Below are 25,332 nucleotides of genomic sequence, written 5' to 3' on the forward strand. Positions count from 1 at the left end.
AAGGCGACAAACCATAATTTTCCTTCAATTTATCCAAAAATTTTCCTTCAATTTATCCAAAATCACGATTAACGGCTATTTATCAAGGGCCTTCTTTTCCCTTAAGTTCATATTATAATGTTTAATTTGTTTGATACCCGGTAGAATTTAGAATTATTTTTGGTATTTTTCCGGCCGGTGAAGGCATGGTGCTTACCTCCGGCCCATCTTTTAGATATTTTAAATTTTAAACATATACTAATCAATTAAAGAGTTAAAACCATGCTTAAGAGACTGATAGATTCCCTCGTGAACGCTCCTATTATCAAAAGGGGAGAGTACAACTATTTCATCCATCCGATCTCGGACGGAGTCCCTTCAATCGAACCCTGCCTGCTTGAAGAGATTGCCGATCACATCCGGGAAATCGCAGACACTAACGTTGATTTTATCCTCACCATTGAGGCCATGGGTATCCCCGTTGGAAGCGTCCTTTCCTTAAAGACCGGCCTTCCTTTATCCATTGTCAGGAAACGCCCCTACTTCCTTGAAGGGGAAGTCGAGCTTTCTCAGAGCACAGGCTACTCGAAGGGCAGCCTCTACATAAATGGACTCAAGAAAGGCGACAGGGTCCTGATCGTGGATGACGTTATCAGTACGGGAGGGACTCTCTCCGTACTCATAAAGGCCCTTCAGAATATGGGGGTTGAGATAAGCGATGTTGTGGCTGTGATCGGACGAGGGGTAGGCACCGATAAGTTAGAAGAACTGGGAGTCAAGCCCAAGATCCTCGTTAGCATTGAAGTGGGCGAAAAAGGCGTGGAGATTAAAGATGTCTGTGAGAATAAGTGAAGCTTTTGATTTCCGGCCTGAGTATATAATAAGCGTTATCCGAAAAACCGGGGCAAAAGTTGTCGGATTCCAGTTTCCCGAGGGCCTGAAAAGAAAAGGTCCCGAGCTTGCAGAGCGAGTGGAAGAGGCAACAGGTGCGGAAATCATGATTTCAGGAGATCCCTGTTTCGGGGCCTGCGACCTGGACCAGACCCTGCTCTCAAATGTGGACCTCCTCTTCCATTTCGGACATGCCGAACTTGAAGATACCGAGCTTACCCGGAAAATCTATTTCATCGAGACCCGCTCGGCCGTTGATATCGTGCCGGTAGTCGAAAAAGCTGTCCTGGAACTCCGGGGGCAGAGGATAGGGCTAATTACCACGGTCCAGCACGTCCATAAATTACCCGAGGCCTGCGAGCTGCTTGAGGCCCACGGGAAAACCTGTGTCGTGGGGACCGGAGACTCCCGGATTGCGTACAGGGGCCAGGTGCTCGGCTGCAACTTTACGGCGGCCCGGGCCGAAGCCTGTGACGAGTACCTTTACATAGGGAGCGGGGACTTTCACCCCCTCGGGGTGTCTCTCTCGACCAAAAAAAGGGTCCTTGCAGCTAACCCTTTTATGGGGGAAGTCCGGGAAGTGAACCCCTCAAAGGTCCTTCGTCAGCGCAGCGCGGTGATAGGAAATTCTCTGGACGCAGAGGTCTTCGGTATAATTGTTTCAAGTAAAAACGGGCAGATGCGGATGAAACTTGCTCGCTCCCTCAAGGCCCTTGTGGAAAAACACGGGAAAAAAGCGCACCTTATCCTCATAGACCTGGTCATACCCGAACAGCTCCTCCAGTTCAAGGTGGACGCTTTTGTAAATACGGCATGTCCCAGGCTTGCCATTGATGAGGCCGGCCGTTTTCCGGCTCCCATGCTAACCCCCCAGGAACTTGAAATAGTGCTAGGAGAAAGGGAATGGGAGGAACTCGTCCTGGACGAAATCACGGATGACAGTATTTAAGGAATGAGTCAAATATAATATCAAGTATTTTTGTTTACCATTTCTTAATCACGGAACACACGGAAACCGACCTGATGGCCGGTGAGTACGCCGGGACTTTAAATACCCGAGTTTCGTTTCGGGATCGCAGTAAATCAAAGATTTACTGGGAGTTGCACTGCAAGTGCAACAGCACGAGGTCCGTTTCGCTCGCTTCGCTCACTCAAGCGGACTAAAAAACGCCAGAGCAGCCGTAATTGGCGTCTTCAGGCATTCTTTTTCCGTGCTTTTCCGTGACATTCCGTGGTTTGGATGCACACACCAAATGTCTCAATCAACAAAAATACAACCTGTATGGGTATAAAGTGATTTCCTGACTGAAAATATGAAGTTATTTTTCAGCCATTCCTAAGCTACCCCGGTGCCGGAGAAGGGGTAAGCCGTCCCGAAAAAGGGGCCTGATTGTGGAAAATATTTTTTTGATGATGAATAAGTATATAACAAAACAGGGAAAATGAAACAGAGAAAACTTGAGATGCTGCTTGAAGAGGTAGAGGCTTTTGTCGAGCCGGACCTTGAGCTTGAGCAGTATCCAACTCCGGCTCCGCTAGCAGCGGAAATTTTACATTTCGCCTACATGCAGGGAGACCTTGAGGGTACGGTACACGACCTGGGTTGTGGAACCGGAATACTTGCAATAGGGGCAAAACTGCTCGGGGCAGAAAGGGTGGTCGGGTTTGATACCGACGAAAAAGCCCTGGTGACTGCAAGAAAAAATGCGGAAAAGATGGGAGTCGATGTTGAATTTATCCGCTCCGACATCTCTGAAGTTTCAGAACCTGCAAAAACCACCCTGATGAATCCGCCTTTCGGAGCCAGGGTCAAGGGAAAGGACCGACCTTTCCTTTCGGCAGCATTAAGAACGAGCGAGAGGATATATTCCATACACAACCGCGGAAGCCTCGCTTTCATCCAAAAGTTCATTAAGCCTGCGGTAATTACACATTCGTATGTGGCCGGGTTTCCGATCAAAAAGACCTTTGATTTTCACAAAAAGGAACGTGAGGTAATTGAAGTGGAAATATACAGAATAACCCGGTCCTGAGTTTCACCTGGCTGCTAAAAATCCGCAGGAAACGGATAACAGATATATTGAAGTGCAGCCTGACTCCTGATTTAATCACGGTCAATTACCCCCTAAAACCTTCGTCTGAGGACTCAGGTTTTTGAGGAGGGGGCTTGTTTCGACAAGTCCCTGATTGAATAACCTTTCGTTATACTGGTCATGATATTCGAGAATACTCCACACGTTCTCGGAGATTTCGATCTGGATTAAACATCCCTGAGAGGAAGGGAAAGTGTTCAGGCCGTTAACAAGCCAGTATAACAGGGGCGATGTGGACCCACTCCTGCAAAGGAGGACAGAACTACTAAGGTCACTGTTGACCAGGTTGAATATGTCATGATACATTCGGAGACTTCCTCAGGCCAATTCCCTATTGTGTAGCATTAAAAAGCCCTGAGAGCCAGGAACGGTGCGCTACACATGACAGGCATATCCAGCATTGGCGGAGGGGAGATCGTTTCAAAAACTACGTTACCTGCTACGGGAACCTGTTTCAAAAGCAGAGTGGAGAAATCCAAACGTGGAACGGAATGCCTGAAAGTTGACGATATTCCTCCCAACTAAAGTCGCAGGCATCCTGCCTAAAAAATCGCATAATATACCATCGCTATTTATGATCATTTGAATGAGGGATTATGATTAGAATCCGGAAAAAGAATAAAACCAGCAGAAGAAAATTATCCGCTCCAGCTAATCCTAAAGCCGGAAAACCCCTCCCTGATAAACCCGAACCAAAGGCCGTTCCGAAAAAGGAAAATGCTAACAGGGGAAAAGAGGAAAGAGGAGGGGCATATGAAAATAAGGGGCAGCGAGAAAAACCTGGGTCTGCGTCTTCGGGAAAGCCAAGACATGCGCCTTCGGGAAAGCCAAGACATGCGCCTTCGGGAAAGCCAAGACATGCGCCTTCAGGAAAGCCAAGACATGCACCTTCAGGAAAGCAAAGGTCTGCACCTTCGGGAAAGCAAAGGGAACCCGTGGAAAAAGAAGAACCTGTTCTTGAAATGGGGGAATTTGTCCTTCCTGGAGAATTTGTAGGAACAAGCGAGGAATTCAGAGCAGGAGAAGGCACAACCCTGATTTCCGGAGACATCTTCTCCACAGCAACCGGTCGGGTGGCTATCGACAGAAAGGGCAGAGCCGTATCCGTGAAACCTGTTACCAGCACGCCCAACGTAATTAAGGACGGGGACATAGTATACGGGAGAGTCTCCGGGGTCAGGGAGTCAGGAGTAGCAGTGGAAATCGCAGCTGTCGAAGGCCGGACCGAAAGAGCAATCGTGAATCTGAGCCTTGGGGACATCCATGTTTCCAATGTAAGGGACTCTTATGTCAAGCGACTCGCAAACGAGTTTGTAGTAGGAGACCTTGTGCGGGCGAAGGTCGTGGACTGCGGAAAGATGCGCCTTTCAACGAACGGAGAATCCCTCGGAGTCATGAAAGCCTACTGTTCGGACTGCAGGGAAGAACTTGTGCAGGATGGGAAAAAGCTTAAATGTCCACACTGCAATAGAATCGAAACTCGCAAACTCTCTGCGGAATACGGAAAGGGGATTTACTGATTTGTCCCTTTTTACGTGGAGCCTGAAAGTGTATGGCATTCCTCCCACAATTAAAGTTACAGGCATTCTGCCTGAAGGATCGTGAAGCCTGATGGAACTAAATATTATTTCTAAAACTGAAACTGAGCTTGAAGTTGAATTTAAAGGCGAGACCCATACCCTTCTCAATTCCCTGAAAGATAACATGGTAAGAGATAAGAGAGTGGAAATCGCTTATTACGACATGAAACACGTAAGCATCAGCGAGCCCGTTCTTTTCATGAGAACCAACGGTGAGGACCCCCTTGTGGTCCTGAAGGACGCAGCTTTGGCCCTTATAGCCAATTGTGACGAGTTCACCGAGGTTTTCAAAAAGGCCGTAAAAGCCTGAAAGAAAGGCAACATAAGAAATTTCATTTGCACCTGCCCCCGGATATCCGGGGCTTTTTGCTTTATTTTTCTCGGATTTTTCTCAGATTTTTCTTTGAACGTGTTAATAATTTCCGATAGTTTTTAATATTTGTTCTTAAGTTTTCATCTTCAAGGTTTTCCGCCCTTGCTTTTGCAATACTTTTTTATGAGTGTCCACTGTAAGATTGGGTATATATGCGGGAAATCCGCCAAATAAGAGGTATTAGATAAGGACGAGCAACATGACACTTGACGATTCATCCCTTCAGAAATTTGGATTTATCAAGCGGGAAACGCTTGGAAGTATAAACATCGACCCCCTCCAGACCGGCGGTATCCTGACGGAAGCGGCCCGAAAGTCCCTTGTGGAATGGGGGGATGGCTACTCGGTTTGCGACTACTGCGGGGGGATACTTGACCAGATAAAAAAACCTCCTATACAGGAATTCGTGCACGAGGCCCTTCCGGAGTTTCTGGGCTGTGACGAGGCCAGGGTCACGAACGGGGCCAGGGAGTCAAAGTTCGCGGTCATGCATTCTCTGGGAAAACCCGGGGACTGGGTAGTCTTCGACGGCCTGGCTCACTATTCTTCCTATGTGGGAGCCGAAAGGACGGGCCTGAATATTAAAGCCGTACCCCATGAAGGCAGTCCCGAATATTATCTGGACCCCGAAGGGTACGGGACCGCAATCGAGGAGGTAATCAGGGAAAGCGGAAAACCTCCGGTAATGGCCCTTATTACATATCCGGACGGAAGTTACGGGAACCTTTTGGACGCTAAAAAGATCGCTTCTATCTGCCACGACTACGAGGTCCCGGTCCTCCTGAATGGGGCCTATTCTGTTGGCAGGATGCCCATTAACGCGAAAGAACTGGGCGTTGATTTCGTTGTGGGAAGCGGGCACAAGTCCATGGCGGCCTCGGGCCCCGTAGGGGTTCTCGGAGTAAGTGAAGAGTATGCGCCGGTTGTTTTCAGAAAGTCGCAGTACAACAAGGCCAAGGAAATAGAACTCCTGGGCTGCACCGCAAGGGGCGCAACGGTCATGACCCTTATGGCCTCTTTTCCGGAAGTTGTGAAAAGGACCCGGAACTGGGACCATGAAGTCGAAAACGCTCGCTGGTTTTCGGCCCGGCTTGAGGATATGGGCTTTGTACAGCACGGGCAAAAGCCCCACTCCCACGACCTGATGTTCTTCGAAGCTCCCAGGTTTTTCGAGATTTCCCAGAAGGTCAAGAAGGGCAGGTACTTCCTCTATAAGGAACTCAAGAAGAGACAGATTCACGGGATCAAAGCCGGTCTTACAAAGTACTTCAAACTCAGCACCTTCGGGCTTGGCCGGGAAAAGCTTGGCATTGTTGTGGACTCGTTTGAGGAGATCCTGCAAAAATACGAAGATCTCTAATATTCTCTAAAAAGGCAGGGGTCCGGCAGAGCTTCCCGGCCTCCGGCATCTTAGAAATCTTTATAAGACTGTTTTTTGGTTACAGGACCGGAAGATTCCGAAAAAAATATTGTTCCCTTGTGCCGGGCCAAACCCCTTCCATTCCCGGCAAGTATTTATATAAGAACACTCATTCAATTACTCCGATTAGAGGGGCTGTGGCCTAGCCCGGCATGGCGATGGGCTCCAGCGGATAAATGATGAACAACGGGTCTACTGAGCTTCTACCCGACGGGGTGAGGCAGTGAGGAACCGTTGGAGCACTGATATGTGTTCAAAGAACGTTTAGCTGTTTAGGCAGCTGTTCGGAGAGACCCGTCGATCGTGAGTTCGAATCTCACCAGCCCCACGTACCTTTTTTCTATATTTTTTGGTTTTTATTTGGTTTGGTTTTTATTTTTTGGTTTTTTGGTTTTTATTTGGTTTGGTTTTTATTTGGTTTGGTTTTTATTTTTTGGTTTTTTGGTTTTTATTTGGTTTGGTTTTTTGTTTTTTATTTGGTTTTTGGTTTTTGGTTTTTTGATATCAGTACCCTGCGGCCGAATACATTGTAATGGTTTTTGCTCCTTCCATATTCCGCTTTTTTCAGCCAATACTTTCACATAACTTCCACAAAGTTTAAGGGCCTGAAGTCTTATCCTCCCCTCACAGTTAATAAAGTTATTAGTGGAGTTTATCTGCTTGAAAAGGGAAAAAGAGGAAATTGTTGTGCTGGCCCGGGCCGTGCACGATGAGGACAGGAAGGAAGGTAAGTCATTTTATGCGGTAGGGGTCAACGAAAAGGGTGAACTCCTGAGACTCCAGTCTATCAGGTCCAGATATGGAGAAAGGGAGTCCGAGTTCGGGAAACTGGATTCTCTGGAAGTTACCTTCACAAGACCCGAACATGGCCTTTGCTGGGAGAATCGGGAGGTGCTTGGACACAGGAATCTGCACAAGCCTCTCAAAAAGAGAAAACTAGGGGAACTCTTTCTCCCTCTGACAAGCTCTCTTGAAGAATTGAATGAGGAAGGCGCAGGCCTTGGTATTGTCAGGCCCGAGCTGCTTGACGTGGAAATCAGGGTCAGGGATACAGAATTTTACGACCGGCAGCGCTATTTTGAGCTGTTGCGAGAAACCCTGGAAAAAAGAGGCATGGACGAGAATGAAAATGGAGACAGAGTTAGAAGTGGAAGTAGAAGTAGAAGTGGAAGCGAGAACAGGTCCGGGATACCGGTGGAGTTGAACTATACATTCAGGTGCAAAGGCGAACCCGACTGTCGGGGACACAGTGCCCTCCTGGCCGATCCGGATTTAGTTGAATTTGTCCGGGGGCTGGTGCGAAAAAACAGAAGGAAAGGGGAAAAGGAAGAGGAATCCGGGTTCATCGAGAAAAAACTCAGGGAACGGTTCTTTGATTTCATGAGGGAAAAAGAGCTCTTCTTTATAGTGGCCAGAAATTCCGTGTTCCGGGCCTGGATGGTTATCGGCCTCTTTTATCTGGAAAAGGACAGGAAGCAGAAAAAACTTATTGAATTCTGTGGCAGTCCTGACCCGGCCCCTTTTTTCACTCCCGCCTGAGCACAGAAATGGGGTTTTGAAGGATTGTAGCCTCTGCATTCCTGACCCCTTCAAAATGATCTTCTATACGGCTAAAGGACGTTTTTATAATATTAAGACTTAAAAATGAATATAAGAGCCTTTAAAACACAGGAAGTAAAAAATACAGCTCACAGGCTCTAAATCACTTGAAAAGAGGGACCATTAATTAGAACCACAGCCCCATGCATATCAGAATCCAACTTAAAAATCATTTATAAATCTAATACTGAATATAAACCTGAAAATGGACTTATACTTAATACAGGGGCTTTAAGTCCCGTGAAAGGAAAACTAAAATCTGGAAGGAGCCTTAAACCCTACACGATTCTAATTTTTCTGCTGGCCCTGACAATCCTCTGCGCCTGGCCAGTGGCCGCAGACACGAATGCCAGCGACCCGATTCTTGAAAATCCCGGTGAAGGAAATGATAGCGAAGGAGCCGTCGCCGAAGAAGAGGAAAAACTGACGCTGGAACCCACCGGTCAGATTCAAATTTCAACGGTCCCGAACGGTTCCGAGATCTATATAGAGGGAGCCTACAGGGGCAAGACCCCTGCCCTGATAACGGGAATCCCGGTTGGGGATTACGAAGTTGTCCTGAAAGGGAACGGCTATGACGATGCCTACGAAAAGGTTTTTGTCAGGCCCGGGGAAACGGAGGTAATCTTCCGAAACCTGGGCGTGAAAAAAGGGGTTCTCAGCATCTCTTCAGACCCTTCCGGAGCAAGCATTTACCTTGACGGGAAATACAGAGGAGTGACCCCCAATGTCTTTGATGCCGAGATCGGAGCCCACACACTTGAGTTAAAGAAAAACTGGTACGGCACGGTTTCGCAGGAGGTTGTCGTGTCTTACGAAGACCCCCTCGTGCTGGAGGCAAAACTTCACATCAACCTGCTGTTTTCTGCTGCGGGAGTACTTTTTATCCTCTTTTTTGTGCTTTTCGCAAAAAAGCATCCCGAGGTACTCAGGGTCAAAGTCCCCACAGGCAGTGGCGGATTAAAAAAGTACGGGAAAAACACGGGCCGGAAAGATAAAATAAAAAAGAAATTCAGGCCCGGATCAGGACCTGAATCCGGGCTCGAATCAGGGTCCGAATCCAAATACCTGGTGGATCTGGATAAACTCCCGGAACCTGAATTCAAATACAGCAGGGAAATTCGAGAAAAATAGTTGAAGCTTTTCTTGCTAAATATTTTAGCATTCAAGTTCCTTATTCAGGAAAAGCTCCAGCCGGTCCATGCCTTCTTTTATATTTTCCAGGTTGTTTGCATAGGAAAAACGCAGGTAACCCTCGGCTCCTTCTCCGAAATCAATTCCGGGGGTAACGGCAACCCCCGCCTCATTAAGAATGCGCCGGCCCAGTTCGAGGGAATCGTTGCTGAACTTTCGGGCATCGGCCAGTACGTAGAAAGCGCCTCTGGGTTCGCTCTGCACGTCCAGGCCCATCCCGATAAGCCTTTTTAACATGTACTGGCGACGTTTGTTGTAGGTTTTGACCATCTCGGCGACATGGTCCTGCGGGCCTTTGAGGGCTGCTATGCCGGCTTCCTGGACAAAGCTGTTGGCACAGATAAAGAAGTTCTGGTTAAGTTTTTGGAAGGGGCGGACACACTCTTTCGGACAGATAACATAGCCCAGTCTCCAGCCGGTCATGGCGTAAAGCTTGGAAAAGCCGTTCACGACAAAAGCGTTATCGGTGTATTCAAGGATGCTGTGTTCCTCTCCGCTGTAGACCAGACCCTGGTAGATCTCATCCGCTATAATGGGGATGTCTCCTGCAACCTCAGCCATTCCTTCCAGGCTCTCTGAGGACATCACATGCCCACATGGGTTTGAGGGACTGTTGATAAGCACGGCTTTGGTGCCGGGGTTCAGGTACTGCTGCACGGTGTCGGGCTCAAGGGCAAAACCGTTTGTCTCGTTTGTGTAGACATATGCAGGTTTCCCACTTAGATATTTTACAAAGTTGGGATAACAGGAGTAATAGGGATTGGACATGATGACTTCGTCCCTCCTCTCAAGAAGGGCCATGAAGGTTAAGAGGAGCGCGGGACTCGTACCTGAGGTTACGACCACCTGCTCAGGACTCAGGTCCACTCCGAATTTCTCCCTGTAAGACTCCACAATAGCCTCCCGAAGAGCCGGGAGACCCTGGCTGTGGGTATATTTAGTAACCCCCCGGGCAATCGCGACGCTTGCAGCCTCGCAGATATGGGGAGCCGTGGGAAAGTCAGGTTCTCCAATTTACAGGTGGATGATGTCTCTACCTTCAGCTTCCAGTTTCTGAGCGCTTTCCAGTACTTCCATTACATAAAAAGGCGGGATGTCCCTGGCTCTTTGGGACAGGACACATTTGGATTTTTTCTGAGACATGAATTAACCTTTTAAAAATGATTGGGATAAATGCCACAAATGTAAAACGAATATATGCCTGAACCTGCCTATGTATTCAATACTTATATATTCTGTGGAATGTAGACGCTCTTCCCTGAAAGGAACGAGCCCAAAAAAGTTTTCTCGAGCTCAGTCCTCAGTTTTCAGCTCTCAGTTTTCAATCCCCATACCGAATTTTCTCGATTACTTCCACGTCGGGAGCTGTCCAGGCCTGTTCTTCAAGTGTCTTTGTGAAATTTCTCTGGAAGGTCTGAAATATTTCCAGGTTTTCAGGGATTACGGTCAGGTATTCATAGTCTCCGTATGCTCCTGTGAAAAAGGAGCAAACAGTCTCATCAAACTGCTCTTCAATCCGCTGCGGGTACCAGAAACCGTTCTGGGAAAGCAGGACCAGGATAGGGGCAGGAATCGGGGTATCTCCCGAATAAATGTACAGCCCCACAAAAATCTCTTCTGCGGATTTTGAAATCACCAGCTTTTTTTCAAAGCCGGGCTTTCCGAGTTTAAGAAACCAGTCTCCTTTAAGGAGGTCTCCAGGTTTTTCAAGTAACCTGTGAGCATTCAGGATTTTCTCGGCAAACTGCTGGATTTCCAGAATCATGCTCCTGCGCTGGGCTTCCGGCATGTCCAGACAGGACCTGCAAAGCTCCTCTCCCGAAAGCCGAAGCTTTTCGAGTTGTTCCTTCACTTCAGGCCGAGCTTCGGTTTCGGTTTCGGTTTCGGTCCGGAGGCCTGCCCCCTGCTGCCCCATATACATTTCCGGCTGATTTACCATAAGCTTAGCCACCCCTCAATATTATATATGGTCTTTAATTTTTATAAATATTGGGGGTATGGCCGTCGTTTTCCTGTTTTTTTCAAACTGTTAGGAAGCTCAGCCTTCCAGCAGACTGTTCCCTTCCGGTGAGCTTTCCCAAAGCTCTCCTCTCCCTCCGCCGACCTCAACCGGAGGCTCCCTCTCCCCTCCTTCTCCGGAAGCAAGCCACCTGACCCCCAGATAAACAAAAGGCGTATCAAGAAGAGCAAAACCAATTTTGAGAACCCAGTAAGGCAGAACCATCAGGAAGATGCGGTAAGAGGTAAATTCCGGGGTCAGGTGATAGAACGCTATGAACATAAAGATAAGCGAATCTATAAACTGGGAAACGATCGTGGAGAGGTTGTTCCGCAGCCAGAGGTGTTTTCCTCCGGTTTTCTGTTTCCAGAAATTAAAGGCCCAGAGGTCGTGGTACTGGGCGACCAGAAAAGCAATAACGCTCGCGATGATTATGCGCAGGGAACTTGAAAAAACGCTTTTATAAGCTTCGTTTCCCTGATAAAAAGAGGCAGGGGGAAAATGGGTGCTTACGAACACAAAAACGACTGCCAGACAGAGGGCGAGAAAACCCGAATGCACGAAAACTTTCGAAACCTCTTTTCCCTGGACCTCTTCCACAACATCAGTTATAAGGAAAGTAAAAGGGTATGAAAAGACCCCTACGGAAGTTATAATTCCAAAAAAGCTTATTATCTTACTCCCCAGGAGGTTGCCAATAAGCAGGGAACTTACGAATACCGTAAGCAGGAGCTGGGTTTTATATTTTATGTTTTTCATGATCTCACGGTGGGGGGTTTTTAAAGAAATTAAAGGAAATTAAAGGATTTTGAGGGGTTTTTACGGGTTTTCATGGGTTTTTATGAGCTTTATAGGAAATATAGGGTTTTTAATGATTTATAACTTTTGTATAATGTCCAAAGAAAATTTTGTACATTAATGCTTCTTACGGCAAGAGGCTCATCTGTAAGGTTCCACCCGCCTGAAAAGGTTTTCGGGGTCCCGGTCCACCTCATCGCAGATGATTTTATGAGGGATTCCGGAAGGTAGGACGGAATAAGCCCTGTTATCGGTCAGCCTGAGCCCCCAGGTCTCGTCCGTGAGCAGAAAATAAGAATTTTCAAGCCTGACTCCTTTTGCTTCGAGTCCCAAGCGGATTTCAGGGTCCGAAATGTCCTGCCGGATCTGTTCGGCGGCTGTTACCTGAGTCCCCTGCCCTCCTTTCTTTATGAGGTAGAACCGGTCTTCGGAGAGCACCCGGTCAGCAGAACGGATAACAAGCCGATAGTAGGTCCTGCTTTTTGTGGATTTTTCCCGCTCGTTTTGAAGGTATAAAACGCTGCGCCCGTTATGGGCAATGTCAGAGAGAATATCTTCTCTTCTTGAAAAGGACTCCACGTTAAGCGTCGGGACGTCCAGGTAAACGACCGGGAACTTTTTGGACAGGGAGTCGGCGGTCGCCTGATGGGTCTTTTCTCTCGGGACATATTCGAAGCTGAGCCGGATTTTGGATTCAGAAAGGTCTTTTCCAGGCTCTGCTTCAAATTCGACCTCAAACCTGGCCTCAAACTCTAAAGCCTTCCGTTGATATGCCTTTACCGCTTCCGTGGAATCGTTGTAAATGACGATTATCCGGTCCCCGGCAAAGAAAAGCTTTGCAAGGGAGAGGGCAAAGTCCAGGGCCGCAAGTTCGCATTCAAGGTTGCTTGCAGGGAGACCTGATACTTTTGTTGTGGACTGGTGGACCGGTTTTCCGGCCCTCAGGACCATGCAGCCTATATAGGAAGCTTCGTTTTCGTTGTAAGAAGAATCGCAGTAAATCTCAAGCATGACTAGTTACTCCCTTTTTATATACAGATGAAAAGTTGAAGGAAAATGGAATTCTTTCTCATCCGCTATTGTTTGCATCACGATTGTACAAAAATATTATGATTAAGGGCTCATGCCATGATATAAAGGGGATAAAAACAAAAAGTAGCCAGGATAACAAAAACAGTATAAACAACAGAAACAGGTTGGTCAATAACTCCTGCTTTGGAGAGGTCTTCAAAGACGTCTTCTTGTCTTTGTACCCAAAGTTCTCGTTTGTCTTGGCCCTGAAGAGATTCCCATCCCGGGTCTATCCGGAAGATTGAGGGGGTCCCCAAGTCATAAATCAGATAAGTCTCTACTCTTTTAATACACATGAGCAAAGTTTCAATTGTCCGCTGTCCCGATTATTCAAATGTAAAAGAGGCCATAGCCGAAGCTTTGGACCTTCTCGGAGGCCTTGAAATAATCATTTCTCCTGGCGACCGGGTCCTCCTGAAACCAAACATCATTGCGGCCCTGCCTCCGGAAGCAGCGGCTACGACCCACCCGACCGTGGTGGCTGCGATGTGCGAGCTTGTCCTGGAGGCAGGAGGAATCCCGGTTGTCGGAGACGGGGCCGGGATCTCAAGACCTGGAGCCACCGCAAAAGCTCTGAAGGTCTCCGGAATCGAGGCCGCCGCCCGAAAAGCCGGAGCTGAGGTCGTTAATTTTGAGACCTCGGGCTATACGGAAATGGAAGTCCCGGCTCCCCTGCAGTTTCCGAAACTCTACCTCGCAAAACCCGTGCTTGAGGCCGACGTTGTAATCTCCCTCCCGAAACTCAAGACCCACGAGTTGACCTACTATACGGGCGCGGTCAAGAACTTTTTCGGGGCTCTTCCCCTGAAAATGCGAAAAGAGGCCCACCTCCTGGGAGAGCATGAACCTTTCGGGGAAGCCGTGGCCGACATATACTCGGTAATCAAACCCCACTTTGCGCTCATGGACGGGATTGTCGGGATGGAAGGGAACGGCCCCTCCCACGGTACTCCGGTAAATTCAGGGCTTGTCCTGGCAGCTTTCGACTGCGTGGCTCTCGATATCGTGGCTGCCGGTCTCATAGGTTTTGATCCGATGCAGATCCCAACGACTGCGGGAGCCCTCAAAAAAGGATATGGAGACCCGAATCCCCTGATCCTGGGGGCTTCTCCGGAATCCGTGAAAATGAAGTTCAAACCTTCGGCAGGGGGAATCACAACCCTTCCTCCATTCCTGACCCGGCACATGGGCAAATTTTACAGTATCAAACCCCACATCGTGCAGAGCGAATGCACCCACTGCGGGGCCTGCTACCTCAACTGTTCCCCGAAGGCTGTGGAAAAGCAGGAAGACGGCAGTTTCAGGATAAATGAAGATCTGTGTATCCTCTGTTATTGCTGTCGGGAACTTTGCCCGAACGCTGCGGTGGAAATGAAAAAATCCCTGCTTGCGAAGTTTTTGACCCTGAAAGAATGAGACAGGAATAAGGTAGCTCCAGAACCCGGTTAATTTTTTTTCTGAATATTCACCATAGTTCGGAGGAGATTAGAACCCTGGTTGAAGGAATAGGGGGCCTGAATGCCTGGTCCTGAACAGAAATTCGGGACGAATCCCTTCTCCTTTCCACCTCTCATTTTAAAAAAATATTTGCAAAGTCTTGTGGCCCGTTATAAGTTTTTCTTTTTATAGTGTGATGCAAGCCCTTTTATCATAGAAAGCCGAAAATAAATATAAAAATTTTTGTTGAGATACGGAAAAAATACTATCAGGAAAAGTATTTTCAGCTTATTTATTTCAAGATAAAAGGTGATTCAATGCTCCAAGCTTATATTGAAACAGACTATGCGCCGGAAGTCTGCACACTATGTAAAGGGTCAGGATGTTGGGAAGGAGGAATCTGTAAAGCCTGCGGAGGACAGGGTAGTGTTCTTGTTGCCCAGCCTGCCAGGATATGTCCTGTTTGCGGAGGCACGAGCCAGTCGGGAGACGGGGTCTGCAGGGCCTGCGGAGGAAGCGGTTGGGCCCGGTTTTAACTTTGCAGACGGGAAAAAGGGGGTCCCCGTCCTTGACAATTCCGGTTTGCCAGAAATGAGAGGGGGGGGAATTGATTGTATTACTTTTCTTTTTTGTCCTCTACGTTTTCCAAGAAGCCCTCCCCACGAGGAGTGGGTAGATAATACGCATTTTCTCCGTCATCCTCTTCCTTTTCAATGTAGAGTGCATCTTCAAGCATGCTCAGGTGGAATTTAGCCTGATAGTCGTTTAACTTAAATTCCTCTTTTATTTCTTCATAGGATTTTTCCCCTTTTCCAACGGAAATCAGGATGTTCCGGCGGAGGGTGTTCTGGAGAACCTTCAGGCCGAACTTGTGGTCTTCGGTGGGGTTCCTTGTTAGCTTTCCTTCCCTTTTTACTTTCTCAAGCCATTCTTTTTTTCTGGCGGAATCGTCTGTGGACATGATGGATCATTTCTTAGTTTCGTCAGATCATTTAAATAGATTTTGAAATTAGTATATTTTTTATGAGATCTTATTATATGAAGGCTCGATTCAGATTAAAATGTCTTATGATGTAAAAATTAAATAGATGATACCGCATAGTACGTAAAAGTACCCAATAGATATAATTAGTATCCATAATAAATTATATTGTATCCACTATAAAAGCAAAAGAAGTGCTCAATCTGCTAAAGGTATCAAGAAATACATTAAGCATCAGAAATATTTGACGAAATAATTTCAATGCTCCATTGCTATTCCATGAAGCATTAAAGTAAAAGAAAAGAAGAAAGATTAGAAATCGAGGTCGAGCCAAATTGATAATTAAACGTGTTGAGCAAATCCAGTTTCATTCCAGGGAAATAGGGGATTTGTGCCATAAATCCAAAAACCTGTATAACTTCTCTGATTATATTATCAGACAGGAGTTCTTCAATAACGGAAAATGGATCAGGTACAATAAACTTTATGGGCTTGTGAAGGCCTCTGAGCCTTACAAAGAGCTTCCTGCTAAATCTGCTCAACAGACTCTAAAAGTACTTGACCGTAACTGGAAATCTTTTTTCGAAGCTTTAAAATCTTACAAAAAGAATCCTGAACTTTTCACAGGCAAACCAAAGCCTCCAAAGTACCTGGAAAAAAACGGGGAATACCTGTTAATTTTTACAAATCAGCAGGTCAGTATCAAAGACGGAGTGCTCAAGTTTCCCAAAGTAGTTCCGTTATCCATCCAGACAAGACTTCCTGATGATACTAATTTGAGAGAAGTCAGGATCATTCCAAAACACGCAGGATACACCTGTGAAATTGTTTTTGAAAAAGAAATCGAAGATCCCATACCTCTTACTTCCGGTCGAGTCCTGGGAATTGATCTTGGAGTTGTCAACCTTGCAACTATTGCAAACAATTTTGGAGAAAACCCAATTATTGTTAAGGGCGGGGTTGCCAAGTCAGTAAACCAGTTTTACAACAAGCAGAAAGCAAAGCTCCAGAGCACTTATGAGAAACATGGGATAAAGACCGGAAAGGGTGTAGAAGTACTTACCCATAAACGAAACTCACGGATTAAAGACGTACTCCACAAACTGAGCAGGGCAATAATCAACTATGCTCTGGAAATGAACGTGGAGAATATCATTATCGGAAGCAATCCTTTCTGGAAACAGAAAACCAACATGGGCAAGAAAAATAATCAGAATTTTGCTCAGATCCCCCACAGTACCCTTATTTCAATGGTCGAGTACAAGGCTGGAGAGGTTGGAATTTCGGTTGAACGGATCGAAGAATCCTATACAAGCAAATGCTCTTTCCTTGATAATGAGCCAATGGAACACCATGAAGAATATCTCGGAAAACGGGTCAAAAGAGGGCTTTTCCGAAGTGCCACGGGAGTTCTTCTTAACGCTGATGTCAATGCAGCATATAATATGATTAGAAAAGCAATCCCTAATGCCTTTGCAGAGGGGATAGAGGGTGTTGTGCTTCACCCTGTTAGTGTTAATCCACTATACAAAGAACAGTTTAGATCACAAATTTATAATAGTTTGTGATACTAATTAGGACTTTTCATAGCATAAGTTTATGAAAAAGAAGTTAATTGTTATCTTTGCGGTTTCAGGCGACTTTGAGCCATAATTTAGCGATTTTTCATTTTTTTGATTGAAACCCTGAATTTGCAGGAAGAATTCGTTCTTCAATCAAACTCAAAATTCGGCAGCCAAAGACTTTAATCAAGAAGAAGTATTTAAAAGATTATAAGCAATTTCAAAATCCGGTTATTTTTTAATTTACACCAATCACTTGATTTTGGAACTGAGTCTTGCAGTACCAAAAACTATTTTAATAAAAAGCAACATGTAAGGCAACACTGACAAGCGTGCGACCGTGGTTTAGCGGCTATGACCTGAGCTTCCCAAGCTTAGAACCCGGGTTCGAATCCCGGCGGTCGCATCCTGAAACTTCTTTTTGTCATCTGTTTTATTGTTTTTGATATATTTTATCATAATTTTTCAGTCCTGTACTCCACTGTCTATTTTTGACCCCTGCATTACAATAATTTTTGGGGCAGATGGGATCTAATTTTGAGTTGGGGATTTCGTTGTTTGAGAAAATCCTGGCTGAGAAATCTCCCGGAAACCAGGAAAAATATCCGGACATGGTATAACTTTATAAATTTGTTAATGAATATTAACTTTATAAATAAAAAACATTATATAGATTATTATAAAGATTTTATCCTCTAAACCTTATTTTATCATACAATTTGATTTTTTCAGATTGTGGGGAATCTGTACTAAAATTTTGATTAATGGGCAGAATATGGAGGGGCTCTATGAAGACTGAAGTACTGTTAAGTATCGTGGCAATTGCAGCTGCACTTTTCCTTGTAGGCGGAAGCACCTATGTGCATTTCAATGATGTGGAAGTGGCAGGGGTCAATAATTTCACGACCGGGACTCTTGACCTGATGGTAGAAGGCAACGATGATGTACGGAAACTATGAATTTTTCAAATATCAAACCCAGGGACAGCAACACTTCAGCAGCCAGCTGGCTCATTACTAACGGGGGATCAATTGCCGGAAATCTCAGCATCAAAATTAGTTCAACTATATAAGCTGGAGTCACCTTCCTCGATGTTTCTAATTGAAAATTAGAAACTCCTGTTAAACCTATGGTTTAACACGACAGCCGAAGGCTGGCAGGTGGGGGAGGAATGCGTCCTCCTCTACAGGGGCCGGATTTTCACTGAAAACGTTTATATGATGTAGCGTGAATTTATATATTGCATGGATTATATAAAAACATTGGAACTAAAAATCCTAAATCCTGATCGTGATTTAGAGGAAACCATGCAAAAGTACGCAAAAGGGATGAATTACGTTTCTGAAATTGTTTATGGAAACGGGGAACCAATTTCGTCAGCTAAATTACAATCTTTAGTTTACGCCCATCTAAGGGAGGAACTGGGGCTCAAATCTCAAGTAAGTTGCAACATTCCAAGACAGGTAGCAGGAACTTACAAAACAATTGTTGAACTTATAAAAATCGGAATGAGTCACTGGCAAAGGATAACCTATTCCGCAAGTTCTATGACTCTATCCTACAAAAGAGATTTCACTATATTTCCTGATTCGGTGAGCATTACAAGTTATAGTTCTGGAAGAAAAATTTATAAAATACAAAATTATGAATATGCTTTACAGTTCTTTTCAGAACCGTGGAAATTTGCAGCTTCCAAAGTAGTGAAACATAAAGATGGAGATTACTATTTTCATTAAACAGTATCAAAGGAAATAGAGGAAAAGCCAATTACAGAAGCATCTAACTTTATGGGTGTCGATGTTGGCTTAAACTATTTAGCTGTAGGTTCTACAACTGATAAAAAATGTGTTTTTTATAAAGGAGGACACATTAAAGACCTTCGTAACAGATACAAGAAACTTAGGGCAAGATTACAATCTAAGGGCACTTTATCAGCTAAAAGAGTTATAAAACATCTATCTGATAAAGAGAAACGGCTTATGAAAGATGTAAATCATTGCATTTCTAAAAAAATAGTTTCTTTTGCACTTGAAAATGAAGTATCAGTAATAAGTCTTGAAGACATAACCGGGATAAGGGAAAATACAGTACGGAAAAGAAAAAAAGTAAATAGGTATCATCATAGCAGTTGGGCATATAGGCAACTACAGGATTTCATAGAGTACAAAGCAATTGAAAAAGGTATTTCTGTAGAATATGTTGATCCTGCCTATACATCTCAAGCCTGTTCCCGGTGCAACCACATACAGAAAAGTAATAGAAAGAAAAATGATTTTAAGTGCAAAGTCTGCAGTTTCGAGCTTCATGCAGACCTTAACGCAGCAAGAAACATAGAGAACAGAATACGAGAAGCCAGGTATATCTTGGAGTCTCGGGGGTGCCCGTCAACCACCCAGACGAATAAAATGATCTGAGAGCATAATCAGGGATATTCAAGCCCCTTCCTCGGCAGCCGGAGGCTGACAGGTGGGGGTAGTTGACTAACAAACAATGAAAATACAATTACAGAACCTGAAAAAGATGTAAACGACATAACAGACGGCTCCGATGGGGGAGAACTTGGCGATTTTCTTAAAGTGGTCTTCTGGATGGATGTTGATAAGAGTAATGACTGGAATGATGGGGATTACTATCTTAAATCAGAAGGGGGGTTGATCCTGAAATCGTGGATAAATTCAAAACCATAAGTGAGAGTGTCGAAGAGGTTTGTGAAATCACGGATCTGCGCGTCCGCTGGGTCGGACACAGGCTGCACGCGGAAGTCAACGCGACCGTGGACCCGAAACTTTCGGTTACAGAAGGGCACGAAATTGGAGACACTATCCGGGAAAAGCTTCTGGAAGATTATTCATATATCTCAGAAACAACCATCCATGTGGACCCCCTGACAGCCTCGGGAGAACACTTCCACTGCAGGCCCGGAGAATTGAAGGCAAAAAAGGCGGTACATACCTGATGCCTTTTTTTCTCCTATTCCTTTTCTTTTCCCTCTTCCATTTCGCCCTTCTTTTTTTTCAACTTTCCTAAAAAATTTTCAATATTTTTTTTCACTCAGTAAACACAACTTCCACCTGTTTTACGTCCCAGAGAGCCTCGAGTTTTTCCACGATATCCCCTTTGATAGCTGACGCGAACTGGTGGTCCAAAGGCAGGTCCACCACGACCCTGATCACCCCATCATCCACCGAAGTCTTCAGGACAAGCTCGGTCCGGATGACATCAAGGCCCGTTAGCGGGTTCATAACGTGCTTGAGCCTCCTTCTGACCACATCCACAGTCGTGGGCTCCTTTTCGGTCACAAGCCCGTGCCGCTCTTCGTAGTCCCGGATTGCCGAGCGCAGCCCCTCCACGGCAAGCACGGAACAGTGTGCCTTTATGGGAGGAAGCCCCCCCAGTTCTTCCGAGGCCTGTTTCCAGGTGATTTTTTTGGCATCTTCGAGGCTTTTCCCCTTTGCAAGTTCGGTAATTACCGAGCCTGTGGCGATATTTGAGGCGCAGCCGTAGGACTCGAATTTCACGTCCTCGATTGTCCGGGTCTTCTGGTCAACCTTGAGATAAACGGCTACCATATCCCCGCAGGCCGGGCTTCCTTCAATGGACTTCCCATCGGGGTCCTCTATTTTCCCCACATTTCTCGGGTGGCGGAAATGTTCAAGCACCTTTTCACTGTATGGAAACTTCATATTCTTTCCCTCCCCATTCTTATTTTCTTCCCCATATCTCATTTCTTGCCCAGGGGACTGATTTCCCTGAGTTGAGCCACCACTTCTTTTACGTTATCTATTATAGCGTCCGCCTCTTCCATACGGTTATACCTTCCGAAGGAAAAGCGCACCGAACCGTGAGCCCTCTCGTGGTTTCCCCCTATCCCCAGAATCACATGGCTTGCTTCCAGGGAGCGGGAAAAACAAGCCGAGCCCGTGCTCACCGCAAAACCCCTCATGTCCAGGTGCAGGGTAATCGACTCCCCCTCCACGTAATGGAAAGTCAGGTTAGCATTCTGGGGCAGGCGGGAATTCCGGCAGCCGTTCAGGATCACGTCCGGGATTTCGGAGAGCGCCCGATCGATTACCCTATCCCGCATGGCCTCAAGCTGCCGGGTCTCTTCGGGTGTTACCAGCTTGACAGCCTCCGCAAAGCCCACAGCTCCCGGGATATTCTCAACCCCAGCCCGCCGGTTTTCCTCCTGAAAACCCCCGTCCATGAACTTATGAAGAGGTGTCCCTTTCCGAACGAAAAGCCCCCCTACTCCTCTCGGACCGTGGATGGTGTGCGCAGAAAGGGTCACCAGGTCCACCGGCAATTTTCCCACGTCCAGGGGCAGCCTGGTAAAGCTGTGGGTCGCGTCCGTGTGCAAAAGAACATCCTTTTCCTTACAAATTTCGGAAAGAACCCTGAGGTCCTGGACTGTTCCTATCTCCTGGTTGGCCTGCTGGACCGAAACCAGGACCGTATCTTCCCTTATGGCCCCCTCGAGGGTTTCCGGGTCCACTTTCCCTTCCGGATCCACGTTCAGGTAAGTGACGTCAAACCCCTGTCGTTCAAGGGCCTTTGCCGTGTTCAGGACAGGAAAGTCCTCTATCCTGGAAACGATGATGTGCTTTCCCTTTTTGGTCTGAAGGGCCGAGACAACACCTTTGAGGGCCATATTACTCGATTCCGTGGCCCCTGATGTGAATACGATTTCTTCGGAGGCTGCTCCCAGTTTTCCGGCTATGTTTTCCCTGGCTTTTTCAAGCCCCTCCTTTGCTTCGATTCCCATCGAGTACCCGAATTCGGAAGTAGCTACCGCATAGATCTCTAAAAAGTAAGGCTTCATGGCCTCCAGTACCCGCTCGTCCAGCCGGGTACATGCGCTGTTGTCAAGATATGTCATATCCTCGTACATTCCAACCCTCCCTCAAATTCAAATGAAAAGTGTTATGCTGGCGCCTCTGGCTTCCTGGATATAGGTGCCAACCGCCCCCCAGTCGTCCACCCATTCCGTCCGGATTTCCTCTTTCTTAATTCCCATGATTTCCATGGTCATCTCACAGGCAATGACCTTTCCGCCAAGTTCCTTATAGTCATTCATGAGCTTTTCAAGAGGAGCAACATTTGCCGCTTTCATACGGCCCGCAACCATTTTTTTCCCCAGCCCCATCATGTGCATTTTGGAAAGCGGGCCCTTTTCAAGTTCTCCTTTTTTGAGCCGCATAAGCCCCCAGAAGGTGAAGAAAATGGAGGCCTCCATCCCCATTGCAAGGGCCCCGTTTCCTATTATAAGCGCACTGTAAAATTTGTCCATATCCCCGCTGTGAAGTATTATAACCGCTTTTTCGGACTTAAACTCCTTCTCAGGCATTTTGTGTCCCCCCTCAGTATCCTGATTTCAATCTCCCCTTCTCTCCGGCTCTTTATCGCCGGATCTTAATCTCCCACTCCTTTCCTCCCTCTTTATCCTCTATCCCGAGCACTTCAAGTCCTAGGGCCTCGCAGGCCATCGGGATTTCCTTTTTGGATGCCGGATGCGTCCCCTTTACCAGCACGAGGTCCCCGGGCGAGGCTTTCCGAAGAGCTTTCCTGCATTCCACAAGCGGTACCGGGCAGGTCTCTCCCCGAACATCTATTTCTACTTCTGTCATGTCCTTTCCCCCAGATTTATAGAGCTTTTCTCAACTTTTCAGCCACATTTTCGAGGTCAGAACTGTCCGTTTCGGTCCAGACCACCGACTTGATCCCTCTGCCCCCATCTCCTTTCTTTCTCGGGATCACATGCACGTGGACGTGGGGTACTTCCTGGCCCGCAACTTTCCCGTTGTTGATCCCTATGTTCGAGCCTTCGGCCGAAAAGGCCTTTTCAACGGCAAACGTTATTTTTCTGGCAGCCTCAAAGAGCGCGGCCACGTCTCCGGCCCCCATGTCAGTAAATTTGTCAAAGTGCTTTTTCGGGGCTATGAGGGTATGACCTTCGCTTGCTGGATTTATGTCAAGAAACGCAAGAATGGAGACGTCTTCATATACTTTAAAGGAAGACAGTTCCCCGGATACAATTCTGCAAAATAGGCAGTCGTCTCTCATGGATTCCCCCCATAATACTTTTTAGGTTCAAGCTTATATTATATTTCTGTATTCAGATTTTTGTTTCCGGATTTCTGTGCTGCAGAATTTTATCCATGGGAAGAGAAACCTGTTCATCCAGGCTCAACAAAAACATTTTGTAACTATTCAGCCTACTGATAAAAAAAGCATAGTTTCAGCTAATGTTGCAACTATCGGATAATAGCGGCGCTCCATTGAGCGCCGCTCGAATAGCATCCATGACATTCAAGCTATTCTTTCTAATAGTGGATATGTATCCCCGAATTCTGCAGAAAGCTACCGCTCCTTCGATGCTTCGGAAAGTTCCCGAAATCTTCTGTTGTAGCTTCATCATTCTGATGTCTCGCTCTGCTTGATTATTATCAAATGGAACTCTCAGGTCATTGAGGAATTTCAGAATCCTATCCTTGTATTTTATGAACCTATCAAGGAGATTCTTTGCTTTTGTTTGTGCTGGTCTTCCTCTTTTTTTAACCTGTTTTGAGAGGTCAGGAGGTGGATTTTCTTCAATTCCCTCTTTAATTATTTTATCGTATATTTCCTCGAATGCCCTGACTTTTATTGGATCTATTGGAATTTCCATTTCTCTGCATTCGTCGGTATATTTTTTTACTTCACTCAGAAGTTCATTTACTTTTTTAGCCCATTGCTGCTCAAAATTCTCTTCAACTCCAGTGAGGTCCCTCTTAAGATGAGCATTGCAGAGAGCATGTTCACATCCATATTTGTTGTATGATGCCCAACCATCATGAACTACTACCCCCTTGTATTCTGGAAGAAAACCCAAAGCATTCATTGCCTCTGATCCTCTTTTTGGATGTACAAAATAGTATGTCCACAGACTGTTTGAAACAACATGGAGCCACCATTTTGTCCCTAAAACCCTCATTCCTGTTTCATCACAATGTACAGAATAGGCTACCCGTAGATGTTCGAAAACAGCTTTTTCGAAAGGTTCCAATTTCTGGAATAATTCCTTTTCAGCTCTTTTTATGGTAGCAGGGCTGATACGTATTCCATAAAAGTCCTCTGACAAATCACAAATCCGTTTATAAGGAATCAATTGAAAGTTCCTTAAATATACAAGAGAGGATAAAAGGCGAGGTCCATATTGAATAGGGAATTTTATAGAGTCTGGAAAAGTACCTTTGTTTATTTTCCCACAGTGAGGGCATTTCTTGGACTCAGCACGATGTTCGGTAAATATGATGTTCACAGGAGGAATATCAGCTTCTTGCCTGCGTTCACAGTCCCGAACTTCAGTATCTTCAAGATCATGACCACAATTTTCACAGCAGTGAGGGGAATGAAATATTATATGGTCAGGATCCCCAACCATTTCGAAAGTACTTCCAGAATGACCTTTTTGACCACCAGGTTTTTTCCCACTTCTTGTGCGGCTACTCTTAGGTTTAGGTTTTTCATTCACAAAAACGTCAGTAGAAGGAGGTTTACTGCTGTTTTGGCTGTTTTGATTTAGACGAGCCTCTAAAACCCTTACACGTTCCTCAAGTTCAGCAATTTGAGAAGCCTGTTTCTCTATGATAGTCTCAAGTCTCTGAATTACAGCAACGACTGCTTCAGGGCCTTCTTCATAGATTTCAAGAATCTCTTCACGTGTAAGCATGATACTGAAGAGATAGAGTTATTTTATATGCAATTTTTCCTCGAAACGAGGAAAAATTGCCTTTGTTCAAAGTATGGCTGAATAGTTACAACATTTTTACAAATAATGCCCCATATTTCACTAATTGTATTCAAATACATTACAAGGCCTTTCCACTGAAGCATTTACTTTGAAGAAGGCTTTCTCGGGAAACATCCCGGAGGCCGGTATTATGAAAAAGAGGAGGACTGAAAAATAATGGGCGAGATTCTAAAAGGCGCAGGAGTCGGACTGGTCTGCACAATAATCTTCTATTTTATCCCCGTGGTGAACGCGGTGGCTCCTTTTCTGGGCGGGCTGCTCGGCGGGTACGTGGCCGACGGAGGAGTCGAGGGCGGGCTCAAGTCCGGGGTTTTGATGGCTCTACTTATGGTAATTCCGGGCTTTTTGCTTGCCGGAATACTGGGGGCTGTCCTCGGGGAAATCCCTGTACTGGGAGCCCTCCTGGCGGCCTCTACCGTAATAATCACCCTTTTCGTTGTCGCCCACACGGCGGTGCTGGGAATCATCGGCTCAATAATCGGAGCTCTACTGGTTGAAAAAAGGATGATCTGACTTCTTTCTCCCTGCCAAAAATTCGGTCCGGTTGATCTTGTAGAGTTTCCAT

General features: G+C 46.0%; 29 protein-coding genes and 2 tRNA genes. 18 read left to right on the plus strand and 13 right to left on the minus strand.

Going from position 1 to position 25,332, the window contains the following annotated elements; genetic code table 11:
• Nucleotides 1-261 precede the first annotated feature (261 nt).
• The 7 genes from hpt (at nucleotide 262) to ACZ5QV_RS03785 (ending at nucleotide 6,664) form a co-directional block, all read left to right on the plus strand.
• Entirely contained in the window at nucleotides 262-831 is a 570-nt protein-coding gene (gene hpt / locus ACZ5QV_RS03755; protein WP_464601284.1) for a hypoxanthine/guanine phosphoribosyltransferase, read from the plus strand.
• On the plus strand, nucleotides 812-1,819 hold the full coding sequence (dph2, locus tag ACZ5QV_RS03760; protein WP_464601285.1) for a diphthamide biosynthesis enzyme Dph2: 1,008 nt from the start codon (nucleotides 812-814) through the stop codon (nucleotides 1,817-1,819). The genes hpt and dph2 overlap by 20 nt, the downstream gene beginning before the upstream one ends.
• A 493-nt stretch (nucleotides 1,820-2,312) precedes the next feature.
• Complete coding sequence (locus tag ACZ5QV_RS03765; protein WP_464601286.1) at nucleotides 2,313-2,903, plus strand: METTL5 family protein; 591 nt, start codon at nucleotides 2,313-2,315, stop codon at nucleotides 2,901-2,903.
• A gap of 656 nt (nucleotides 2,904-3,559) precedes the next feature.
• Nucleotides 3,560-4,483, plus strand: coding sequence for an exosome complex RNA-binding protein Csl4 (locus ACZ5QV_RS03770; protein ID WP_464601287.1), 924 nt, complete (start codon nucleotides 3,560-3,562; stop codon nucleotides 4,481-4,483).
• A gap of 91 nt (nucleotides 4,484-4,574) precedes the next feature.
• Complete coding sequence (locus tag ACZ5QV_RS03775) at nucleotides 4,575-4,853, plus strand: DNA-directed RNA polymerase subunit L (protein WP_464601288.1); 279 nt, start codon at nucleotides 4,575-4,577, stop codon at nucleotides 4,851-4,853.
• 262 nt (nucleotides 4,854-5,115) lie between these two features.
• A complete protein-coding gene (gene pscS, locus ACZ5QV_RS03780; protein WP_464601289.1) occupies nucleotides 5,116-6,276 on the plus strand; it encodes an O-phospho-L-seryl-tRNA:Cys-tRNA synthase in 1,161 nt (386 codons plus the stop codon).
• Nucleotides 6,277-6,467: 191 nt separating this feature from the next.
• Nucleotides 6,468-6,664: transfer RNA gene (locus ACZ5QV_RS03785), tRNA-Trp, on the plus strand.
• 82 nt (nucleotides 6,665-6,746) lie between these two features.
• Here ACZ5QV_RS03785 and ACZ5QV_RS03790 read toward each other — a convergent pair.
• Nucleotides 6,747-6,917, minus strand: coding sequence for a hypothetical protein (locus tag ACZ5QV_RS03790; RefSeq protein WP_464601290.1), 171 nt, complete (start codon nucleotides 6,915-6,917; stop codon nucleotides 6,747-6,749).
• A gap of 79 nt (nucleotides 6,918-6,996) precedes the next feature.
• Between ACZ5QV_RS03790 and ACZ5QV_RS03795 the strand changes: the two genes are divergently transcribed.
• Both ACZ5QV_RS03795 and ACZ5QV_RS03800 read left to right on the plus strand, forming a co-directional pair.
• Entirely contained in the window at nucleotides 6,997-7,875 is an 879-nt protein-coding gene (locus ACZ5QV_RS03795) for a hypothetical protein (protein WP_464601291.1), read from the plus strand.
• 300 nt (nucleotides 7,876-8,175) lie between these two features.
• Nucleotides 8,176-9,069 (plus strand): PEGA domain-containing protein, encoded by an 894-nt coding sequence (locus ACZ5QV_RS03800; protein ID WP_464601292.1) that lies wholly within the window; start codon nucleotides 8,176-8,178, stop codon nucleotides 9,067-9,069.
• 24 nt (nucleotides 9,070-9,093) lie between these two features.
• On the opposite strand, the gene ACZ5QV_RS03805 is transcribed toward ACZ5QV_RS03800, so the two are convergent.
• The 5 genes from ACZ5QV_RS03805 to ACZ5QV_RS03825 all read right to left on the minus strand — a co-directional run bounded on the left by ACZ5QV_RS03805 (nucleotide 9,094) and on the right by ACZ5QV_RS03825 (nucleotide 12,937).
• On the minus strand, nucleotides 9,094-10,143 hold the full coding sequence (locus ACZ5QV_RS03805; protein ID WP_464602026.1) for a pyridoxal phosphate-dependent aminotransferase: 1,050 nt from the start codon (nucleotides 10,141-10,143) through the stop codon (nucleotides 9,094-9,096).
• Entirely contained in the window at nucleotides 10,144-10,272 is a 129-nt protein-coding gene (locus ACZ5QV_RS03810) for a hypothetical protein (RefSeq protein ID WP_464601293.1), read from the minus strand.
• Nucleotides 10,273-10,450: 178 nt separating this feature from the next.
• Entirely contained in the window at nucleotides 10,451-11,068 is a 618-nt protein-coding gene (locus ACZ5QV_RS03815) for a hypothetical protein (protein WP_464601294.1), read from the minus strand.
• A gap of 99 nt (nucleotides 11,069-11,167) precedes the next feature.
• Entirely contained in the window at nucleotides 11,168-11,887 is a 720-nt protein-coding gene (locus ACZ5QV_RS03820; RefSeq protein ID WP_464601295.1) for a queuosine precursor transporter, read from the minus strand.
• A 180-nt stretch (nucleotides 11,888-12,067) separates the two neighbouring features.
• Entirely contained in the window at nucleotides 12,068-12,937 is an 870-nt protein-coding gene (locus tag ACZ5QV_RS03825) for a ribonuclease H family protein (RefSeq protein WP_464601296.1), read from the minus strand.
• A 354-nt stretch (nucleotides 12,938-13,291) separates the two neighbouring features.
• Between ACZ5QV_RS03825 and ACZ5QV_RS03830 the strand changes: the two genes are divergently transcribed.
• Together ACZ5QV_RS03830 and ACZ5QV_RS03835 are read left to right on the plus strand one after the other, a co-directional pair.
• Nucleotides 13,292-14,413, plus strand: coding sequence for a DUF362 domain-containing protein (locus tag ACZ5QV_RS03830; RefSeq protein ID WP_464601297.1), 1,122 nt, complete (start codon nucleotides 13,292-13,294; stop codon nucleotides 14,411-14,413).
• 338 nt (nucleotides 14,414-14,751) lie between these two features.
• Nucleotides 14,752-14,970 carry a transcriptional regulator gene (locus ACZ5QV_RS03835; protein ID WP_464601298.1) on the plus strand — a complete coding sequence of 73 codons (219 nt, stop codon included), beginning with the start codon at nucleotides 14,752-14,754 and terminating at the stop codon, nucleotides 14,968-14,970.
• Nucleotides 14,971-15,050: 80 nt separating this feature from the next.
• On the opposite strand, the gene ACZ5QV_RS03840 is transcribed toward ACZ5QV_RS03835, so the two are convergent.
• Nucleotides 15,051-15,395, minus strand: coding sequence for a winged helix-turn-helix domain-containing protein (locus tag ACZ5QV_RS03840; RefSeq protein WP_464601299.1), 345 nt, complete (start codon nucleotides 15,393-15,395; stop codon nucleotides 15,051-15,053).
• A 356-nt stretch (nucleotides 15,396-15,751) separates the two neighbouring features.
• Between ACZ5QV_RS03840 and ACZ5QV_RS03845 the strand changes: the two genes are divergently transcribed.
• The 6 genes from ACZ5QV_RS03845 (at nucleotide 15,752) to ACZ5QV_RS03870 (ending at nucleotide 19,934) form a co-directional block, all read left to right on the plus strand.
• Complete coding sequence (locus ACZ5QV_RS03845; protein WP_464601300.1) at nucleotides 15,752-16,984, plus strand: RNA-guided endonuclease InsQ/TnpB family protein; 1,233 nt, start codon at nucleotides 15,752-15,754, stop codon at nucleotides 16,982-16,984.
• A 328-nt stretch (nucleotides 16,985-17,312) separates the two neighbouring features.
• Nucleotides 17,313-17,384: transfer RNA gene (locus ACZ5QV_RS03850), tRNA-Gly, on the plus strand.
• A gap of 382 nt (nucleotides 17,385-17,766) precedes the next feature.
• Complete coding sequence (locus ACZ5QV_RS03855; protein ID WP_464601301.1) at nucleotides 17,767-17,937, plus strand: TasA family protein; 171 nt, start codon at nucleotides 17,767-17,769, stop codon at nucleotides 17,935-17,937.
• Between the two features lie 285 nt (nucleotides 17,938-18,222).
• The gene (locus tag ACZ5QV_RS03860; RefSeq protein ID WP_464601302.1) at nucleotides 18,223-18,714 is read left to right on the plus strand and encodes a hypothetical protein; all 492 of its coding nucleotides are present in this window, start codon (nucleotides 18,223-18,225) and stop codon (nucleotides 18,712-18,714) included.
• Nucleotides 18,715-18,729: 15 nt separating this feature from the next.
• Nucleotides 18,730-19,392, plus strand: a complete 663-nt coding sequence (locus ACZ5QV_RS03865) for an RNA-guided endonuclease InsQ/TnpB family protein (protein WP_464602027.1) — start codon at nucleotides 18,730-18,732, stop codon at nucleotides 19,390-19,392.
• A 251-nt stretch (nucleotides 19,393-19,643) separates the two neighbouring features.
• Entirely contained in the window at nucleotides 19,644-19,934 is a 291-nt protein-coding gene (locus tag ACZ5QV_RS03870; RefSeq protein ID WP_464601303.1) for a cation transporter dimerization domain-containing protein, read from the plus strand.
• Between the two features lie 91 nt (nucleotides 19,935-20,025).
• On the opposite strand, the gene ACZ5QV_RS03875 is transcribed toward ACZ5QV_RS03870, so the two are convergent.
• The 6 genes from ACZ5QV_RS03875 to tnpC all read right to left on the minus strand — a co-directional run bounded on the left by ACZ5QV_RS03875 (nucleotide 20,026) and on the right by tnpC (nucleotide 24,686).
• Nucleotides 20,026-20,661: an iron-sulfur cluster assembly scaffold protein gene (locus tag ACZ5QV_RS03875; protein ID WP_464601304.1), complete on the minus strand. Its 636-nt coding sequence runs from the start codon at nucleotides 20,659-20,661 to the stop codon at nucleotides 20,026-20,028.
• Between the two features lie 38 nt (nucleotides 20,662-20,699).
• On the minus strand, nucleotides 20,700-21,866 hold the full coding sequence (locus ACZ5QV_RS03880) for a cysteine desulfurase family protein (RefSeq protein ID WP_464601305.1): 1,167 nt from the start codon (nucleotides 21,864-21,866) through the stop codon (nucleotides 20,700-20,702).
• Nucleotides 21,867-21,884: 18 nt separating this feature from the next.
• Nucleotides 21,885-22,322, minus strand: a complete 438-nt coding sequence (locus ACZ5QV_RS03885; protein WP_464601306.1) for a DsrE/DsrF/DrsH-like family protein — start codon at nucleotides 22,320-22,322, stop codon at nucleotides 21,885-21,887.
• A 52-nt stretch (nucleotides 22,323-22,374) separates the two neighbouring features.
• Complete coding sequence (locus ACZ5QV_RS03890; protein WP_464601307.1) at nucleotides 22,375-22,602, minus strand: sulfurtransferase TusA family protein; 228 nt, start codon at nucleotides 22,600-22,602, stop codon at nucleotides 22,375-22,377.
• 16 nt (nucleotides 22,603-22,618) lie between these two features.
• A complete protein-coding gene (locus ACZ5QV_RS03895) occupies nucleotides 22,619-23,038 on the minus strand; it encodes an HIT family protein (protein WP_464601308.1) in 420 nt (139 codons plus the stop codon).
• A 175-nt stretch (nucleotides 23,039-23,213) separates the two neighbouring features.
• Complete coding sequence (tnpC, locus tag ACZ5QV_RS03900; protein WP_464599339.1) at nucleotides 23,214-24,686, minus strand: IS66 family transposase; 1,473 nt, start codon at nucleotides 24,684-24,686, stop codon at nucleotides 23,214-23,216.
• Nucleotides 24,687-24,923: 237 nt separating this feature from the next.
• On the opposite strand from tnpC, the gene ACZ5QV_RS03905 reads away from it, so the two are divergent.
• Nucleotides 24,924-25,280, plus strand: coding sequence for a DUF5518 domain-containing protein (locus ACZ5QV_RS03905; protein ID WP_464601309.1), 357 nt, complete (start codon nucleotides 24,924-24,926; stop codon nucleotides 25,278-25,280).
• Nucleotides 25,281-25,332 lie beyond the last annotated feature (52 nt).

The organism is Methanosarcina baltica, assembly GCF_055394095.1.